The sequence below is a fragment of the Chryseobacterium sp. R2A-55 genome (assembly GCF_021401085.1).
In the GTDB taxonomy this organism is placed as follows: Bacteria; Bacteroidota; Bacteroidia; order Flavobacteriales; family Weeksellaceae; genus Kaistella.
In genome coordinates, this window is the sequence record NZ_JACBFP010000010.1 from 1 (window position 1) to 14,337 (window position 14,337).

Annotated in this window: 10 protein-coding genes; 4 read left to right on the plus strand and 6 right to left on the minus strand. The window is 38.8% G+C overall.

The window, feature by feature from the left end; all coding sequences use genetic code 11:
- Positions 1–145: 145 nt before the first annotated feature.
- A complete protein-coding gene (locus tag L0951_RS10920) occupies positions 146–709 on the plus strand; it encodes a hypothetical protein (protein WP_234111304.1) in 564 nt (187 codons plus the stop codon).
- 339 nt (positions 710–1,048) lie between these two features.
- The gene (locus L0951_RS10925; protein WP_234111305.1) at positions 1,049–1,714 is read left to right on the plus strand and encodes a hypothetical protein; all 666 of its coding nucleotides are present in this window, start codon (positions 1,049–1,051) and stop codon (positions 1,712–1,714) included.
- Positions 1,715–2,168: 454 nt separating this feature from the next.
- On the opposite strand, the gene L0951_RS10930 is transcribed toward L0951_RS10925, so the two are convergent.
- The 3 genes from L0951_RS10930 to L0951_RS10940 all read right to left on the minus strand — a co-directional run bounded on the left by L0951_RS10930 (position 2,169) and on the right by L0951_RS10940 (position 7,860).
- The gene (locus L0951_RS10930; protein WP_234111306.1) at positions 2,169–4,391 is read right to left on the minus strand and encodes a M20/M25/M40 family metallo-hydrolase; all 2,223 of its coding nucleotides are present in this window, start codon (positions 4,389–4,391) and stop codon (positions 2,169–2,171) included.
- An 86-nt stretch (positions 4,392–4,477) separates the two neighbouring features.
- The gene (locus L0951_RS10935; protein WP_234111307.1) at positions 4,478–5,179 is read right to left on the minus strand and encodes a hypothetical protein; all 702 of its coding nucleotides are present in this window, start codon (positions 5,177–5,179) and stop codon (positions 4,478–4,480) included.
- A gap of 104 nt (positions 5,180–5,283) precedes the next feature.
- The gene (locus L0951_RS10940; protein ID WP_234111308.1) at positions 5,284–7,860 is read right to left on the minus strand and encodes a BamA/TamA family outer membrane protein; all 2,577 of its coding nucleotides are present in this window, start codon (positions 7,858–7,860) and stop codon (positions 5,284–5,286) included.
- On the opposite strand from L0951_RS10940, the gene L0951_RS10945 reads away from it, so the two are divergent.
- Positions 7,846–8,577 (plus strand): RNA methyltransferase, encoded by a 732-nt coding sequence (locus L0951_RS10945; RefSeq protein WP_234111309.1) that lies wholly within the window; start codon positions 7,846–7,848, stop codon positions 8,575–8,577. The two genes, L0951_RS10940 and L0951_RS10945, sit on opposite strands and share 15 nt — an antisense overlap.
- Here L0951_RS10945 and L0951_RS10950 read toward each other — a convergent pair.
- Positions 8,574–8,810 (minus strand): hypothetical protein, encoded by a 237-nt coding sequence (locus L0951_RS10950; protein ID WP_234111310.1) that lies wholly within the window; start codon positions 8,808–8,810, stop codon positions 8,574–8,576. The two genes, L0951_RS10945 and L0951_RS10950, sit on opposite strands and share 4 nt — an antisense overlap.
- A gap of 37 nt (positions 8,811–8,847) precedes the next feature.
- Complete coding sequence (locus L0951_RS10955; RefSeq protein ID WP_234111311.1) at positions 8,848–11,292, minus strand: DUF5686 family protein; 2,445 nt, start codon at positions 11,290–11,292, stop codon at positions 8,848–8,850.
- Between the two features lie 115 nt (positions 11,293–11,407).
- Here L0951_RS10955 and L0951_RS10960 point away from each other — a divergent pair, with 115 nt between their 5' ends.
- Entirely contained in the window at positions 11,408–12,115 is a 708-nt protein-coding gene (locus L0951_RS10960) for a hypothetical protein (protein WP_234111312.1), read from the plus strand.
- Between the two features lie 43 nt (positions 12,116–12,158).
- Here the strand turns inward: L0951_RS10960 and recG are convergent, their stop codons facing one another.
- Entirely contained in the window at positions 12,159–14,249 is a 2,091-nt protein-coding gene (gene recG, locus L0951_RS10965; protein ID WP_234111313.1) for an ATP-dependent DNA helicase RecG, read from the minus strand.
- Between the last annotated feature and the right edge of the window lie 88 nt (positions 14,250–14,337).

Here is a 14,337-nt window from a genome sequence, read left to right on the forward strand (position 1 = left end):
AAACGGAGTTGTTTTTAGCCGCTAACGAAGAAATTTTTACTATTTTGGATAATCAAATAGTTAAAAAATGAAAACATATAACTGTTTGATTATCAATATTTAAATTTAACGTTAGTCAGAATCTTACCCAAAAACACCGCCAACAATGGATTTAACAATAAAATTATTAACAAAATCAAAAGAAGATAAATCGTTTTTAAGTATTTGGACTTATAACGATGATGAAAAATTTTGGTTTGGAAAAATTTTAGATTTTAACGATGAATTAGTCATAATCCAACACTATACAAAATATGGAAAAAAGGACGGAATTATTGTGACAAAAATTTCAGAAATTATAAGTATTGATTTGGAAGATGATTATTCAAAAGCAATGAGTTATATAATTGAAAATTCAGAAGAATTAGCAAATGAAACCGAATTTAATTTCAACTATTTTGATAATGGAAATTGGAAAACCATCTTATTAAACCAACTAAATAATAGAAAAGATATTATTACAAGCATTGAGATAAATGACGACTATTTTTCTGGCTTCATAATAGAAGTAGATAGTGAGAGCTTCATAATAAAATGCATTGGTTCACTCGGAGAAGATGAAGGAAATGCACTCTATAAAATAGAAGATTTAACAGGTTTCAAAATTAATGATATTGATAACAGAAAAAGACTGATGTTATTTAATTGGAGAAAAAAAGACTGCAGATAATAACTAAGTTTTCGTCTTGTCCGCAGGACACGAAATGAAAGCCCGTTGAACGGAAGCTCCGGTGGCTTTTCTCCCATATTGGTTCTTCTAAGGAATGGTAAAAAGAATTCAAAAACAAAGCACTAAATTTGCATTGATTGACAGGGATATTGAAATCACAAAATTTTGATTATCAATAAGAAAATTTGACATTAGTCAGAATTCCCCTACTCGAAAACGGAGTTGATTTTAGCCGCTAACGAAGAAATTTTTACTATTTTGGATAATCAAATAGTCAAAAAATGAAAACATATTACTATTTGATTATCAATATTTAAATTTAACGTTAGTCAGAAGTTTATGAAAACAGCACCTCTAATAATTTTATTTTTATTTTTAGTCCCTTTTTTAGGGTTTTCACAGAATAAATCTGAAGATGATAGTTTAGTTATAAAGATGTGTAATGAATTTAAAAACACGGCTAAACTTTCAGATTCTGCACGGGTAGAAAATATGTACTCAAAATTTCTTTATCCATATCTCGAAAAAATTCAACCTGCAAAAATTGACTCAACTGGAAATGCAATTTACTTTAGACTGCAAAGAGAATGCGAAGATTTTAGAAAATTTTTATTAGATAGAAATAAATCTGAAAATTGGACAATTGTTGATGAAATGCCAAAAATTGAATTTACCAAAGATCAAAAAAATGATTTTAACAAACTTTCTCAATTTTATTATTTCGAAGGAGAAACAAATAAAATTACAAACGTTGAAATTAAAAATGGTTTTTGGATTGATGAATTTCATGACAAAACATATTCTAAGAATAGCTTTACCTGGGAAAACGATCATAAATTTGTCCTAGAATATATCGAAAGCAATAATCAAGGAAGAAGGGGTTTCAGTCGAAAAGGTGATAAATACTATTACTCTATAGTCAATAAAAAGGCTAATTACTATTTGATTGCTGCTCAAATTCCAAATCAAAAAGAAATTTTACTCTTCAAATTGTATAAAAAATAAAACACCTTCTGCTAATAACTAAGCTTTCGTTTTGTCTGCAAGACAAGAAATGAAAGCCTGTTGAACGGAAGCTCGGGTGGCTTTTCTCTAATATTGGTTCTTCTATGGAGATTTCGTTTTTAGAATTTTGAACTACAAAGCGGTTTTTCAGAAGGACTGCTTTTTTTTGTGGCGTTGGGATGTAATAACGAAAGACCGCACAGCGCACTGCAATACCTCTCGCCAAGGAACTTTTTGTTGATATATGGAAAAATCAGCCAAACCAATCCCGCAGATTTTTCCACATTCCAATAAAGTTTTCCGACACCAACAATAGAAATGTTAACTAGTAAACTCTACTTTTGACTGCTAATGTGAATGGGAAGATTACAATGCATTTCAGTCCTGTGATAAAGTGGAAATACAACACCAAAAAAAACTGCCGGAATTTCAGGCAGTTTTTTTAGTACCGGTCTCAGAATTTCACCATCACCGTCAGTTCCTTGCCATCCCGCAAAACCGTCACCGGAAGTTGGTCACCGGAATTGATTTTCGCCAGACATTCCATGTAGGAATAAACTTCCTTCACTTCGCAGGTGCCGATCTTGGTCAGAATGTCGCCCGCTTTTATTCCGGCGATGGATGCAGGGCGGTTGTCTGTAACACCGTCTATATGGAGTCCGTCTTTGGTATCCGCATAACTTGGCATCACGCCCAGACTGACTTTATATTTCGGAACAGCCTTGCTCTGAGACATTTTGGTTTTGGTAAATGGAAGGTCATCGGTTTCGGAAATGGCGTTTGCCAAATTGAAAACATAATTGGTAATCGTGGTCATCGCCTCGAAATTGATTTTTTCGGTGTCGTCGCTCGGTTTGTGGTAATCGCTGTGAGTTCCCGTAAACAGGAATAAAACCGGAATATCCTTCAGATAAAACGAAGTATGGTCACTTGGTCCGACTCCTGAACTGTCGATGGCTAAATTGAATCCCGCTGGTTGGTAGCGTTTTACCATTTCGCCAAAGACAGGCGAGGTTCCAATTCCACCGATGGTCAAATCTTTATCTTTGTTTAACCTGCCAATCATATCGAGGTTGATCATGGTTTTGAATTTTTGGTTTTTCGGAAGGTTTTCGGCCATGAACTTGGAACCCATCAAACCGTCTTCTTCACCGGCAAAAAGGGCAAAAATATAGTTGACTTTTTCCTTGGTTTTGTTTTGCGAAAACATTCTCGCCAGTTCCAGAACTGCGGAAACTCCTGATGCGTTGTCATCAGCTCCGTTGTGGATTTGTCCTGCAGAATTCATCAGTGTGGAATTATGGTGTTCATTCAAACCGAGGTGGTCGTAATGTGCTCCGATGATGATGGTTTTGTCTGCCTTATTGTCTAAAAATCCAATCACGTTTTTCCCTTTCACATTCACGGAAGAACTTTCTTCATATGGATTGAGCTTCACCGAATAGTCGAAATTCTGATAATAATCTTTGCCCGAAAGTGGTTTTAATTTTAGTTTTTTAAATTCTTTGGAAATAAAATCTGCTGCCTTCTCTGCACCCTGACTTCCGGTCAACCGTCCTTGAAGTTCATCAGAAGCGAGATAGGTCACGGTTTTTCTTAAATTCTTTTCAGAAACGATTTCATGGGCATCGCCATCGATCCAGTCAGCGATGAACACGTTGGTTTCATGGGGTTTTCCGCCATTTCTATTGCTGCTGAAAACCAATTTCTTCCCATCGGGAGAAAACATCGGAAATGCGTTGAACTCGCTTTCATAGGTAATTTGTCGAAGGTTTTTTCCATCCAAATCAATCGAGTAAATCTGGAAATCGTAACCTCTTGTAGAATGGTGGTTGGAAGAAAACAGGATCTTTTTGTCCGACGGATGGAAATAAGGAGACCAGTTTGCTTTTCCCAGATGCGTAACCTGCTTCAAATCCGTTCCGTCGATATTCATGGTATAAATCTCCATATTGGTTGGAGCGACGAGGTTTTCCGCCAAAAGTTCTTTGTATTCCTTAACGTCTTTTTCCGAAGTCGGACGGGAAGACCGGAACACCAATTTTTTGGAATCATGGGAGAAGAAAGCGCCTCCGTCATAACCCAATCCAAAAGTCAGCTGTTTAAGGTTCTTTCCATCGATATCCATTCGCCATAATTCCAAATCGCCGCTTCTGGTGGAGGTGAAAACAATGTATTTCCCGTCGGGTGAAACCACTGCTTCTGCATCGTAGCCGGGAGAATCGGTCAGTTTTTTTACCATCTTCCCATTCAGATCCGCCACGTAAATATCAAATTCCGCATAAATTGGCCAAAGGTATTTTCCATCTGCACGGGGAGCGGGTTTTGGCGGACATTCCTTATTTGCTTCATGAGTGGAAGCGTAGAGAATGTGCTTTCCATCGGGCATGAAAAAAGAACAGGTCGTTCTTCCATTTCCGGTGGAAATTAACTTCAGGTCTTTTGTCCCTGGGTTTTGATGGTTTAAATCCAATAAATAAATTTGGTCGCAATGTGCGCCGATTTCGGGATTGGTGACCTGCAAAGTCAGCTTTTTGCTATCGGGGGAAAAATAGGCTTCCGCATTATCACCACCGAAGGTGAGTTTTTTGATGTTTTTCAGGTTGCTTTCCTGAGAAAATACGAATGTTGAAAAACTTAGTAATGTAAGTTTTAAAAGGGATTTAGATAAAGCCATATGAATTATTTATTGAGAACGATTTCAAAGATACAAATAAAAAACCGCAGGAATACCACGGTTTATTCATCAAAATTTCTGGGGTTTCAGTTAATGATATTCGTTGATATTAAGCGGGTTTCCAGAAATCCTTTACCGTAAATTTCATGGCAGATTTCCCGAACTTTTCCCAATCCGCCTGCGTAGGAAATTTCCTGGGTTTTCGGAAGCAGATAAGGCATCGCAGGAACCGGCGTGAATTTTCCTTCATAGGGTGATGCAGCATATTGAGCCCCTTCCACAGAAATAGTCTTATTTTTCTCGAGTTTATAGAACAGATTCCCGACCGTCTCCGGTCCCATTTTCACTTCGCTGGAATAGCTGTATTCGAAATCTTTTCCTGGATGCAGCACATGTCCGCCAGTCTCTGTCACAGTCACATTTTCAAGCGTAGGATAACAGACCAAATGCCCTTTGGAATTCACCCGAACGTAATTATAAATAACCTGTCCGTTCATATTGGAATTGGGATAGGTTATTTTTGTCCTTTCTTTTGCAAATGTTAGTCCCTGCACGGTTACTGTGCCTACAATACTGACCGAATCAATTCTTCCTATGTAAGCGTAGGGATTGTTTGGAGCAGTAAAGTCTGAATTATAATACGTCTTGTACACCCAGTTGCTTCCCACTTTAAGGTTGAAAAACTGATCTTCTGAATTGTTGGATGGAGCAACTGGGTCTTCGGTTCTCTGACAGGAAATTGCGGTAACCAGCAATCCTGCAATAAACAAATGAATAATACTTTTCATGGAGCTATTTTTTAAAAGAACGACAAAAAATAGACAAATATTGTATGAATTTAATAAACGAAAAGGTATTATCCAGATGAAATGCGATATAGTTTTAGTAATTCTTAGAACGGATATCCAAAAGCAACATTTAAAACAGGTTTAAGCGGTTGCCAGTTTTGGATCACCCATCGGTCGCCAACAGGTTGATTTGGATCATAAACTCGGTAGGCGGCATCAATCCTCACCGTGACATAAGCAATATTGATTCTTAATCCTAATCCGGTTCCAACTCCCATTTGCGAAATAAATTGGTTAAACTTGAACTGATCGCCGAAATCATTTTCCTTCAGGCTCCAGATATTTCCGGCATCAATGAAGAACGCTCCTTCAAACATTGGTGTCATGGGAACCCGGTATTCAAAATTGGTCGTCAGTTTCAGGTTGTCCATCACGTAGGCTCGAACCCTTTCATCTAACTGCGAATCGGCAGGACCCAATCCCCCGAAAACCCGCCAAGCTCTGATGTCATTGGATCCGCCATTAAAATAAGAACGGACAAAAGGCATCGTGCTGGAATTTCCATATGGAATGCCAATCCCGATTAACTGCCTCAAAGCAATCGTGTGATTTCCAAAAACGGTGAAGTATTTCCGCACATCGAAATCAAATTTCACAAATTGGGAATAGGGGATGTCAAATATTTTTCTGGAATCGCCCGATACAAGACCTGAATTGTTGGACTTATTGTTAAATAAGGAAAAGATATTCCCGGCAAGTTCCACCTTTCCATTAAAATAAAATGGATTCGGCCGATCTTTTTTTCCGATTTCATTGTAAGTGAAATTATAAATCATCGACGAAATCACTACATCCTGCGTCTGACGGTCTTTATTGAGCAGCGACTGCCGGAAAGTATAAAAAGTTGAAAGTCCGCTTCCACTGAGTGAATTCTGAAAACCGGCGTCTTCCATAATCATGGCAGAAGCGGCGTCTGTGGTGATTTGCCCGGCTTGAAACTGATCCCAAAGATTTAAACCGCCACCAATCGGGTACAGTTGAAACATTTCCTTCCTGATCGCGGCGTCTCCCGGGAAGAAATCGTAATACCTGTCCTTGTTTTGGGTGAAACTGAGCTGGGTATTGAACAGTGATAAACGGTGAGAAACGACGTCATTTACATTGGCAAAATAATTCAGACCAGCGTTGAAACCAATTCTTCCCAAACCGATATTATCCTGAACGGAAGTCCCCAAAATAATGGATGAGGTAGGCGAATATTTTTTCGGAATGAGTTTCCAGGTTTTGAAAGGCAGGAGCAGTCGCGGAAAATTAAGTGCTGCCTGTGCAGAAATTTCATATGCCAAAACTCTTTTATCCAAATCTTTTGAACTGATCACGGAGCCAAAAGTCCCGGAAAGACTGGTGGAAAGGTTTTCTGCGCCACCAAATAAATTTCGGGTGGTTAAATCAACAGATGGTGAGATGCCCAGATTCAAAATCTGCGAATAACTTACGTCGGTGGCAATCTTGAAGTCATATTTAGGAAGTGGAGCAAGGTAGTATCGAACATCTAGAATACTGTCATTTCCTGCCCGCAAAGTCTCTTTGTAGCTCAAAATGCTGAAGTTGTTCAACGCTGAGAAATTTCTCTTGGTCAGGTCCAGGTTTTTTTGGTTGTAGATATCCCCGGTTTTTAGAATGATCGGTCTCCAAAGAGCCATTGTTTTGTATTCTTCATCGTGCTTGTAGATGTTTATTCCCCGCACCGAATCTCTTTTCGCAGTGAGTGTATCGGCAAGTTTTTCCACAAGGTGAACGTTGATCTCGCCAATGGTGGTCAGTTTGTAGGGCGAATCAACTGAATCTTTGTGGATATCCATAGTCAGTGGTACATTCTTCCTGCTCTGCAAAGTATCCGCGGTGAAATAGATTTCTTCCACAGAGTTATTGAAACGGTAATAGCCATGTTCTTTCATCAAGTCACCAATTCGCTTTACTTCTTTTTCCAGCAAAGTCTGATCCAGGATTTGCTTTCCTTTCACCAAACTTTTAGATAAATCCTGTTCGTAAATCGCTTTGATGGCGGGATCAGGAATATTGTAATAATAGTCACTGATGATCGTGGGATCTTTGTGGTTAATGAGGTAATTGACCTGCGCTTTTTTAGCCGCGGAATCCAAATGGTGGGTGAATTTTACATCGGCGTCCCAATATCCTTTATACACCAGGAATTTTCGAATAGAAGTGGCACTGATTTCTGTTTTTTGCTGGTCTAAAATGACGGGCGGTTTTCCCAAAGTCTGCATAAATCTTTCGAAAAAGAGACTTTTTCCTTTCCATTCAGGATGTTTAAACTTGATGAAAAGGGAATCCCGCAGGTTTTGGTCCCTCATTTCCGAAGGATAAGTCATGTATTCGCTGAGGATGGAGTCATATTTTGGATTGGTGGTATTATACATCCACAATCCGAACGGAAAAAGATAAAGCGCTTTCTTGTTTGGTTTCTGACTTACATGGTTTGGGATTTCGTCACTCAGGATTTTATGGTCCTCATATTTAAAATTATTTTTTGTAAGCAAATATTCCCCGCTGGGAACTTTTCGGGTACTGCTGCAGGCATACAGAAACAAGATCGTAATTGCGGGTAAGAAAAATAAATAATACTTTTGAAAATATTTTAAAAAATGCTTACAGCTCATAAAATAAAGGTTTTTCAATCCCTCGATAAAAAGAAGTTCAGACAAAAATACAATTTGTTTTTGGTTGAAGGCAATAAAACCATCAAAGAAATCCCGAGTTCACCATTTAAAATCAGGGAAATTTTTTCGATTGATCCAACTGAGATTTTCACCGGCGAATTTGACACTACAAAAATCACGCCTCAAGATTTGAAGAAAATCAGTTTTCTGCAACATCCCAAAGATTCAGTGGCGGTGTGCGAGATTCGCGAGGAGAAGTTTCTGGAAAATGTTTCGATCCAAATTGTTTTGGACGGAATCCAGGATCCGGGAAATCTGGGAACAATCATTCGGCTTGCAGATTGGTTCGGAATCCGGCAAATCATCTGCAGCCATGATACTGCCGATCTTTATAACCCAAAAGTGATCCAGGCATCGATGGGTTCATTTCTAAGGGTAAATGTGGTTTACACAGATGTAGAGGAATATTTAAAGAATTCGAATTCAGAAAATATCGGTACCGATATGGATGGGAAAAATCTCTATCACTTTCCATTTCCTGAAAAGTTCAACCTGATTTTAGGCAACGAAGGAAACGGAATGCGACCGGAAACCGAAAAACTTCTTACTGAAAAAATCACCATTCCGCGTTTCGGGAAATCCACCGAAAGCCTGAATGTTTCCATGGCGGCCGGAATTATCTTAGGTCAGATTTTCTCCGCCAGGAATCAATCTTAATTTAATCCGGAAAGCTTCTCCTGGTATTCCGCCGCGAATTTCTTACGGTCTTCCTCCAGTTTTTCCAGATTATCGGGCAGGATGTAATTGAACAGAATGTTTTCGTCATCATCCAAAAAGATGATCCGTTTTTCCTCACCATCGACCATTTGCGCAAAAATCTCCCACATGGAAGTATCTCTATCTTTTAAAAGCTCAAAAAACTGTGTAGCGTTTACCTGTATATTTTTCATTTTTGAAGAGGAACTATTTGTTTTGTAATTTTAATTTTTAAAATCCTAGAAAACTCAATTTTAACTGGATGGCAAAATTTTCACTGAACTTCGGAGTCGAGTAGTAGCCGATGCGGTAGAAAAACCCGAGATTAAATTGGGAACCCAGAAAATTATTCCATTCCATGCCCACTTCCTGATAGAGATGATTGAGTTTCTGGAATTCAAACTGGTGGAATCCCGGATTTTTCATATCCCCGATAATTCCTTTGTAAGCCAGGTCAAAACTGGAGGTGTTTTTTCCCACGGTCCTGAAATACCACGGAATTCTGTGGGTGAAATAGTACCCAAAAAATTTGTCGTCATAATATTTTCCGCCTTCCATCGTAGCAAAACCCAAATAGGAAGTGAAGTTGAAGTTCAAGTCTTTTTCCAGATTGCCCAATCCGCTGATCGCGAAATGGTGCCAAATGGGAGCTTCGCCCAACGTAATTCCGGCATAAGTTCGAACTCCGGTTACGCCGATTTTGGTCTTAAACTGATGTTGGGTCAGAAAATCCAGTCTGCTATATTTCAAATCGCCACCAAATGCCTTCAATCCCTGCTCAAAGTTCAGGAAATATTCGGGATAGTTTTGTTCATAAACATATTTTCCGTTCGGGGTCATAATGTTTTTAGATTTTGGCGAATACTTCAAGGTGAGTTGTCCCGCAAAATTGTCAAACGATTTTCCAAGATCCTTAAAACCATAATCAAAAAGCGCATCCTCTTTGTCGTATTTAAAGGAAGAAATCAGGGTCAATGGATTTCCTATATCTCTTTGGTAGGAAAGCTTGAAGCCTTGGTATCCATAGAATTTGTCATTATTTAGATCCACACCGGCGTTCATGGTAATCATCTTGAAGTTCCACAAAGTCTCGTTGAATCTTCCTGATGCCATCACATCGTGATAATGTTCAAACCTGAAAAATGAGTTTCTTTCCAAAGTGGTGCGCACATCAATTCCTGCGGTATATTTCCAGGCTTTGTCTTTTAATCCATAAGCAAAACGAAAGTCCGGCGAAATGTATTTGCTGAATTTGGCATTCAATTTCACAGCTAATCCCAGTCTGAATCCTTCATATCCGTTATAATTCAGGATTTCCAGTGCATCAAAATCAAACATGCCGAAACGGAAATAACCGCTCATCAAACCGGTAATGGTACTGAGTTTTTGGTCCAACTTATATTTTTTTCCCACGCTGTCTATTTTTACATAGGTTGATTGCTCTCTGGTGGTCAATGAATCTGTTCTGAATTTGTGGATCAAAGAACCGTCGAAGTTTTTCACCGACATGGAATAGCCTTCGAAATCACGTTTTTTTTCCTCAATCGGTGATTTGAAATCGAAATAGTCCGTGGTCATGAAAATGTAGTTTCCAAATCTTTCCCGGTTTTTATTTTCGATTTTTTCGCCTGTTTTCTCGTCTTTCTGATATTTTTCATCCAGATAGGTCATTCCCATGCGAACCTTGAAGTTTTCTTTGTCCAGAAACCATTTTCCGTTAAATAGCTTCCAATTGCTGGTGATGCTTCCTTCGTTTTTCTTATTGCTGCTGCTTTCAATTTTTCTTAAGGCGTAGTTTTCTGCATCCACATAGATGTATCCGTTGAATTTCCGCCTTTTGGGCATCACTTTATTATTAATCATCCGGAATCTGATCACATAGTTTTCGCGTCCGTCAATTTGGATGCTGTCCGTCAGATAATACCGGTAAAGCGAATGGTTTTCTTCCCTGATTTCGCGTGGGATTCTGTTTCGGTTGCTCCTTAAAGCAAGCATCTCATAAACCGGCTGCTGCAATCCCGAAACCCGGTTATCCAAAATATTCACCTTTTCACCAAATTTCTTAGCATACAAAAATTCCGAAGCTCTTTCCCAAAGGAAAAGTTTGCTTTTGGCTGCGATTTTCATCAAATTCACGTCTTCCAGGGAATCCTTTTTCTTTTTCTCGGACTGCTTTCTTTCCGGGAGCTTTTTCAGCGAATCCAGTTTCAGGTTCAAAGCCGATTCGTAAAGCTGGATGCTGTCTTGGTCAAAGTCAACCGAGATTTTCTCATACGATTTGAACGAGTAGGAATCCAGACTTTGGGGAGAATTTTCCTTATAGTTCTCATTGACTTTCCTGATGATTGCCAAAGCTTTGGGATCGCTTTTGTCATTAATGATGACTGCTTCAATCGATTTTGTTTTGGGATCTTCTTTGGTAAGGGAAATCGTCATGGAAGGTTCCACCGTGATTTCTTCCTCATAAAAACCAGTCGCCATTACCTCTACAATTTTACACTTGGTGCTAAATTCCAAAAATCCCTTTTGATCGGTTTTTCCAATGATTTTCCCTTTACATGAAACGGAAGCACCAGAAATCGGGGTATGGGTTTCGGATTGAATGACCGTGATTTTGGACTGCCCGAAGACCTGGATGAGCATTGAGAAGAAGAGTAGGACGTAGATTTTTTTCATATGGGCAAAAATATTCAAAAAAAAATTGATGGCATTAAGCAGATCTTAGTTTTGAGAATTTAACTAATTATGAAAATATCTTTGATAATCCGCAAATAAATAATAATTTGGCACTATGAAAAAAACGACTATTCTCATTACACTTTTGCTTAATACCTTGGTTATTTCGCAGACAAAAGCCGTAACAGAAAATGGAAAAGAAGTAGTGCTATTTGAAAACGGTACGTGGAAATTTGTTAATGAAAGTGATGTAAAATCATTAGAAACCATCATTACTAATGAAACAATATTCGAAAAGAGCAGGGATGCCACATTTTTGATTAAAAGTAAGAAAATAGATGCCGGTCTGTATTTTAATCCCATTAAATGGAAAATTGCAACCAATACAAATAAGGCACTTCCATATTCGGAATACATTTTCACACATCAGAATAATCTGAACAATGTGATGGCTTTGATGTCGACTGAAAACATTCCTATTTCTACCTTTAGAAATCTAAAGGAACTGATCCTTTCAAATATTCAAAAAAATGCAGATTATTTTAGGTTGAAAGACTCTGAATACCGCACCGTGAATGGATTGAAGGTACTTTACTTGCGGTATGCGCTGAATACTAAGGGAATCGATTTCGAGTATGCAGGATATTATTATATGAATGATGAAGGATATACCGGTGTTATCGGATTCACTTCTCAAAGAGATTTTGAAAAATATTTGCCGGAAATTTTAAAGCTAATTAATGGTATTTCGAAGGCGGAAAGACAAGAGGGTAACGAATCTTTACAATATACTTCTCCGCCTCCGCCAATGAGGGGAAAATAGAGACGAGCCAAACATTAATTAGTTGAAATTTTTCAGAAACTAATTATGAAATCCGGCCCCACTTATTTTTCCCTTTATATTGCTTCACGTAATAATTCCTCAATGAAAAATATTCCGGATTCTGAAGATGCGGATCATCTTGGATCAGTTCTTCTACGGTAATTTTTGCGAGTTTGATGAGGTTTCCATCTGCGACCAGATCCAGCTTCTTGAAATCCACAACGCCGCTTTGCTGGGTTCCCAAAATATCTCCCGGTCCGCGAAGCTGCATATCAACCTCGGAAATCTTGAAGCCATCGTTGGTTTCGGTCATGGTTTTGATTCTTGTTCGGCTTTCTTTTGATAGTTTATCGGAGGTAAGTAAAATACAATAACTCTGTTCCGCACCCCGACCAACTCTTCCGCGCAACTGGTGAAGCTGAGAAAGACCGAATCTTTCGGCACTTTCAATAATCATCACAGAAGCATTCGGAACATTTACGCCCACTTCAATTACAGTAGTTGCCACCATAATCTGTGCTTTTCCGGATGCGAAATATTTCATATTGGTTTCCTTCTCGTCGGGTCGCATTCTGCCGTGAAGCATGGTGACATTATATTCCGAAAAAAACTCCAAAATATGGTCGAAGTTTTCCATCAGATTCTTGTAGTCCAAAGTTTCAGATTCCTCGATCAATGGATAAACGAAATAGATCTGTCTTCCTTTTTCAATTTCCTCTTTCGCAAATCGGAAAACGGTCAATCGGTCTTTTTCCCTTCGATGTGCGGTGATGATCGGTTTTCTTCCAACCGGCATTTCATCAATTACAGAAACGTCCAGATCGGAGTAGAAACTCATTGCCAAAGTTCTGGGAATCGGAGTTGCCGTCATTACCAAAATATGCGGAGGAATCTTGTTCTTGGCCCAAAGTTTTGCCCGTTGTGCAACACCGAAACGATGTTGTTCGTCGATAATGGCTAAACCTAAATTTTTGAACTGAACCACGTCTTCCAAGACTGCGTGAGTTCCCACCAATATTGAAAGTTCGCCATTCAATAATTCTTTGTGGATGATTTTTCTTTCTGAAGTTTTGGTGGAACCGGTCAATAACCGAACCTTAATGTCCGTATTTTCCAACAGTTCGGAAATCCCGTTAAAATGTTGCTGTGCGAGAATTTCTGTCGGTGCCATCATGCAGCTTTGAAATTCGTTGTCCATCGCAATCAACATGGAAAGCAGTGCGACCATCGTTTTTCCGGAACCCACATCACCCTGCAAAAGCCGGTTCATCTGAACCGGTTTTTTCAGGTCTGTCCGGATTTCTTTCAAAACCCGTTTTTGTGCATTGGTCAATTCAAACGGCAAAAAATGATCGTAGAAATCGTTAAAATTTTTGCCAACCACCGGAAAGGGATTTCCTGCGACCGAAGTTTTCCGGTGCTGCTTTTTCAAACCGTATCCGAGTTGGAAAAAGAATGCTTCTTCAAACTTAATTCTTCGATTGGCATGTTCGAAATGTGCCAGATTTTTTGGAAAATGAATGTTATAAAATGCAGGAATTCTGCCCATTAACTTTAATTTCTGCATCAGTGAATCGGGGAGGTTTTCTTCGATTAATGATGGAAGATTTCTCAAAATTTCGGTGACAGTAGTTTGGAAAAATTTATTATTGATCCCGCGTTTTGAGAGTTTTTCACTTCCTGGATAAACAGGAAGAAGTGTTCCCGAAAGCGCCTTTTTTTCATCGATTTCCATTTCAGGATGCGGCATGGAAAAATTTCCGTTGAAGAGGTTTAGCTTTCCGAAAACAAAGATTTCCCTGTTTATTGGAATCTGGTCCTTCATCCAATTGGAGTAGCGGAACCACACCAATTCTATGGTCCCGGATTCATCCCGGAATTTTGCCACCAAGCGCTTTTTCCCTTTGCCATACACTAATTCCTGGATTTCTGTGATTTTTCCCTTCAACTGGATTTCTGCATCGGGTTCTTCTGTCAAATCGCCGATTTTATGGATTTTGCTCTTGTCGATATATCTTAACGGATAAAAGGTCAGAACATCTTCCACAGTGGAAATTCCCAGTACATTCTTGATGAATTTGGCTCTTTCAGGACCGATTCCTTTTAAAAATTCTATGGAAGTATCTAAAGTCAATTTGAAGTTTGAAATTTCGGGAAAATAAAAACGACTTCCAAAAAAAATAATGAAAGTCGATTTTGAAATCGAGGCAAGGTTTTTTACT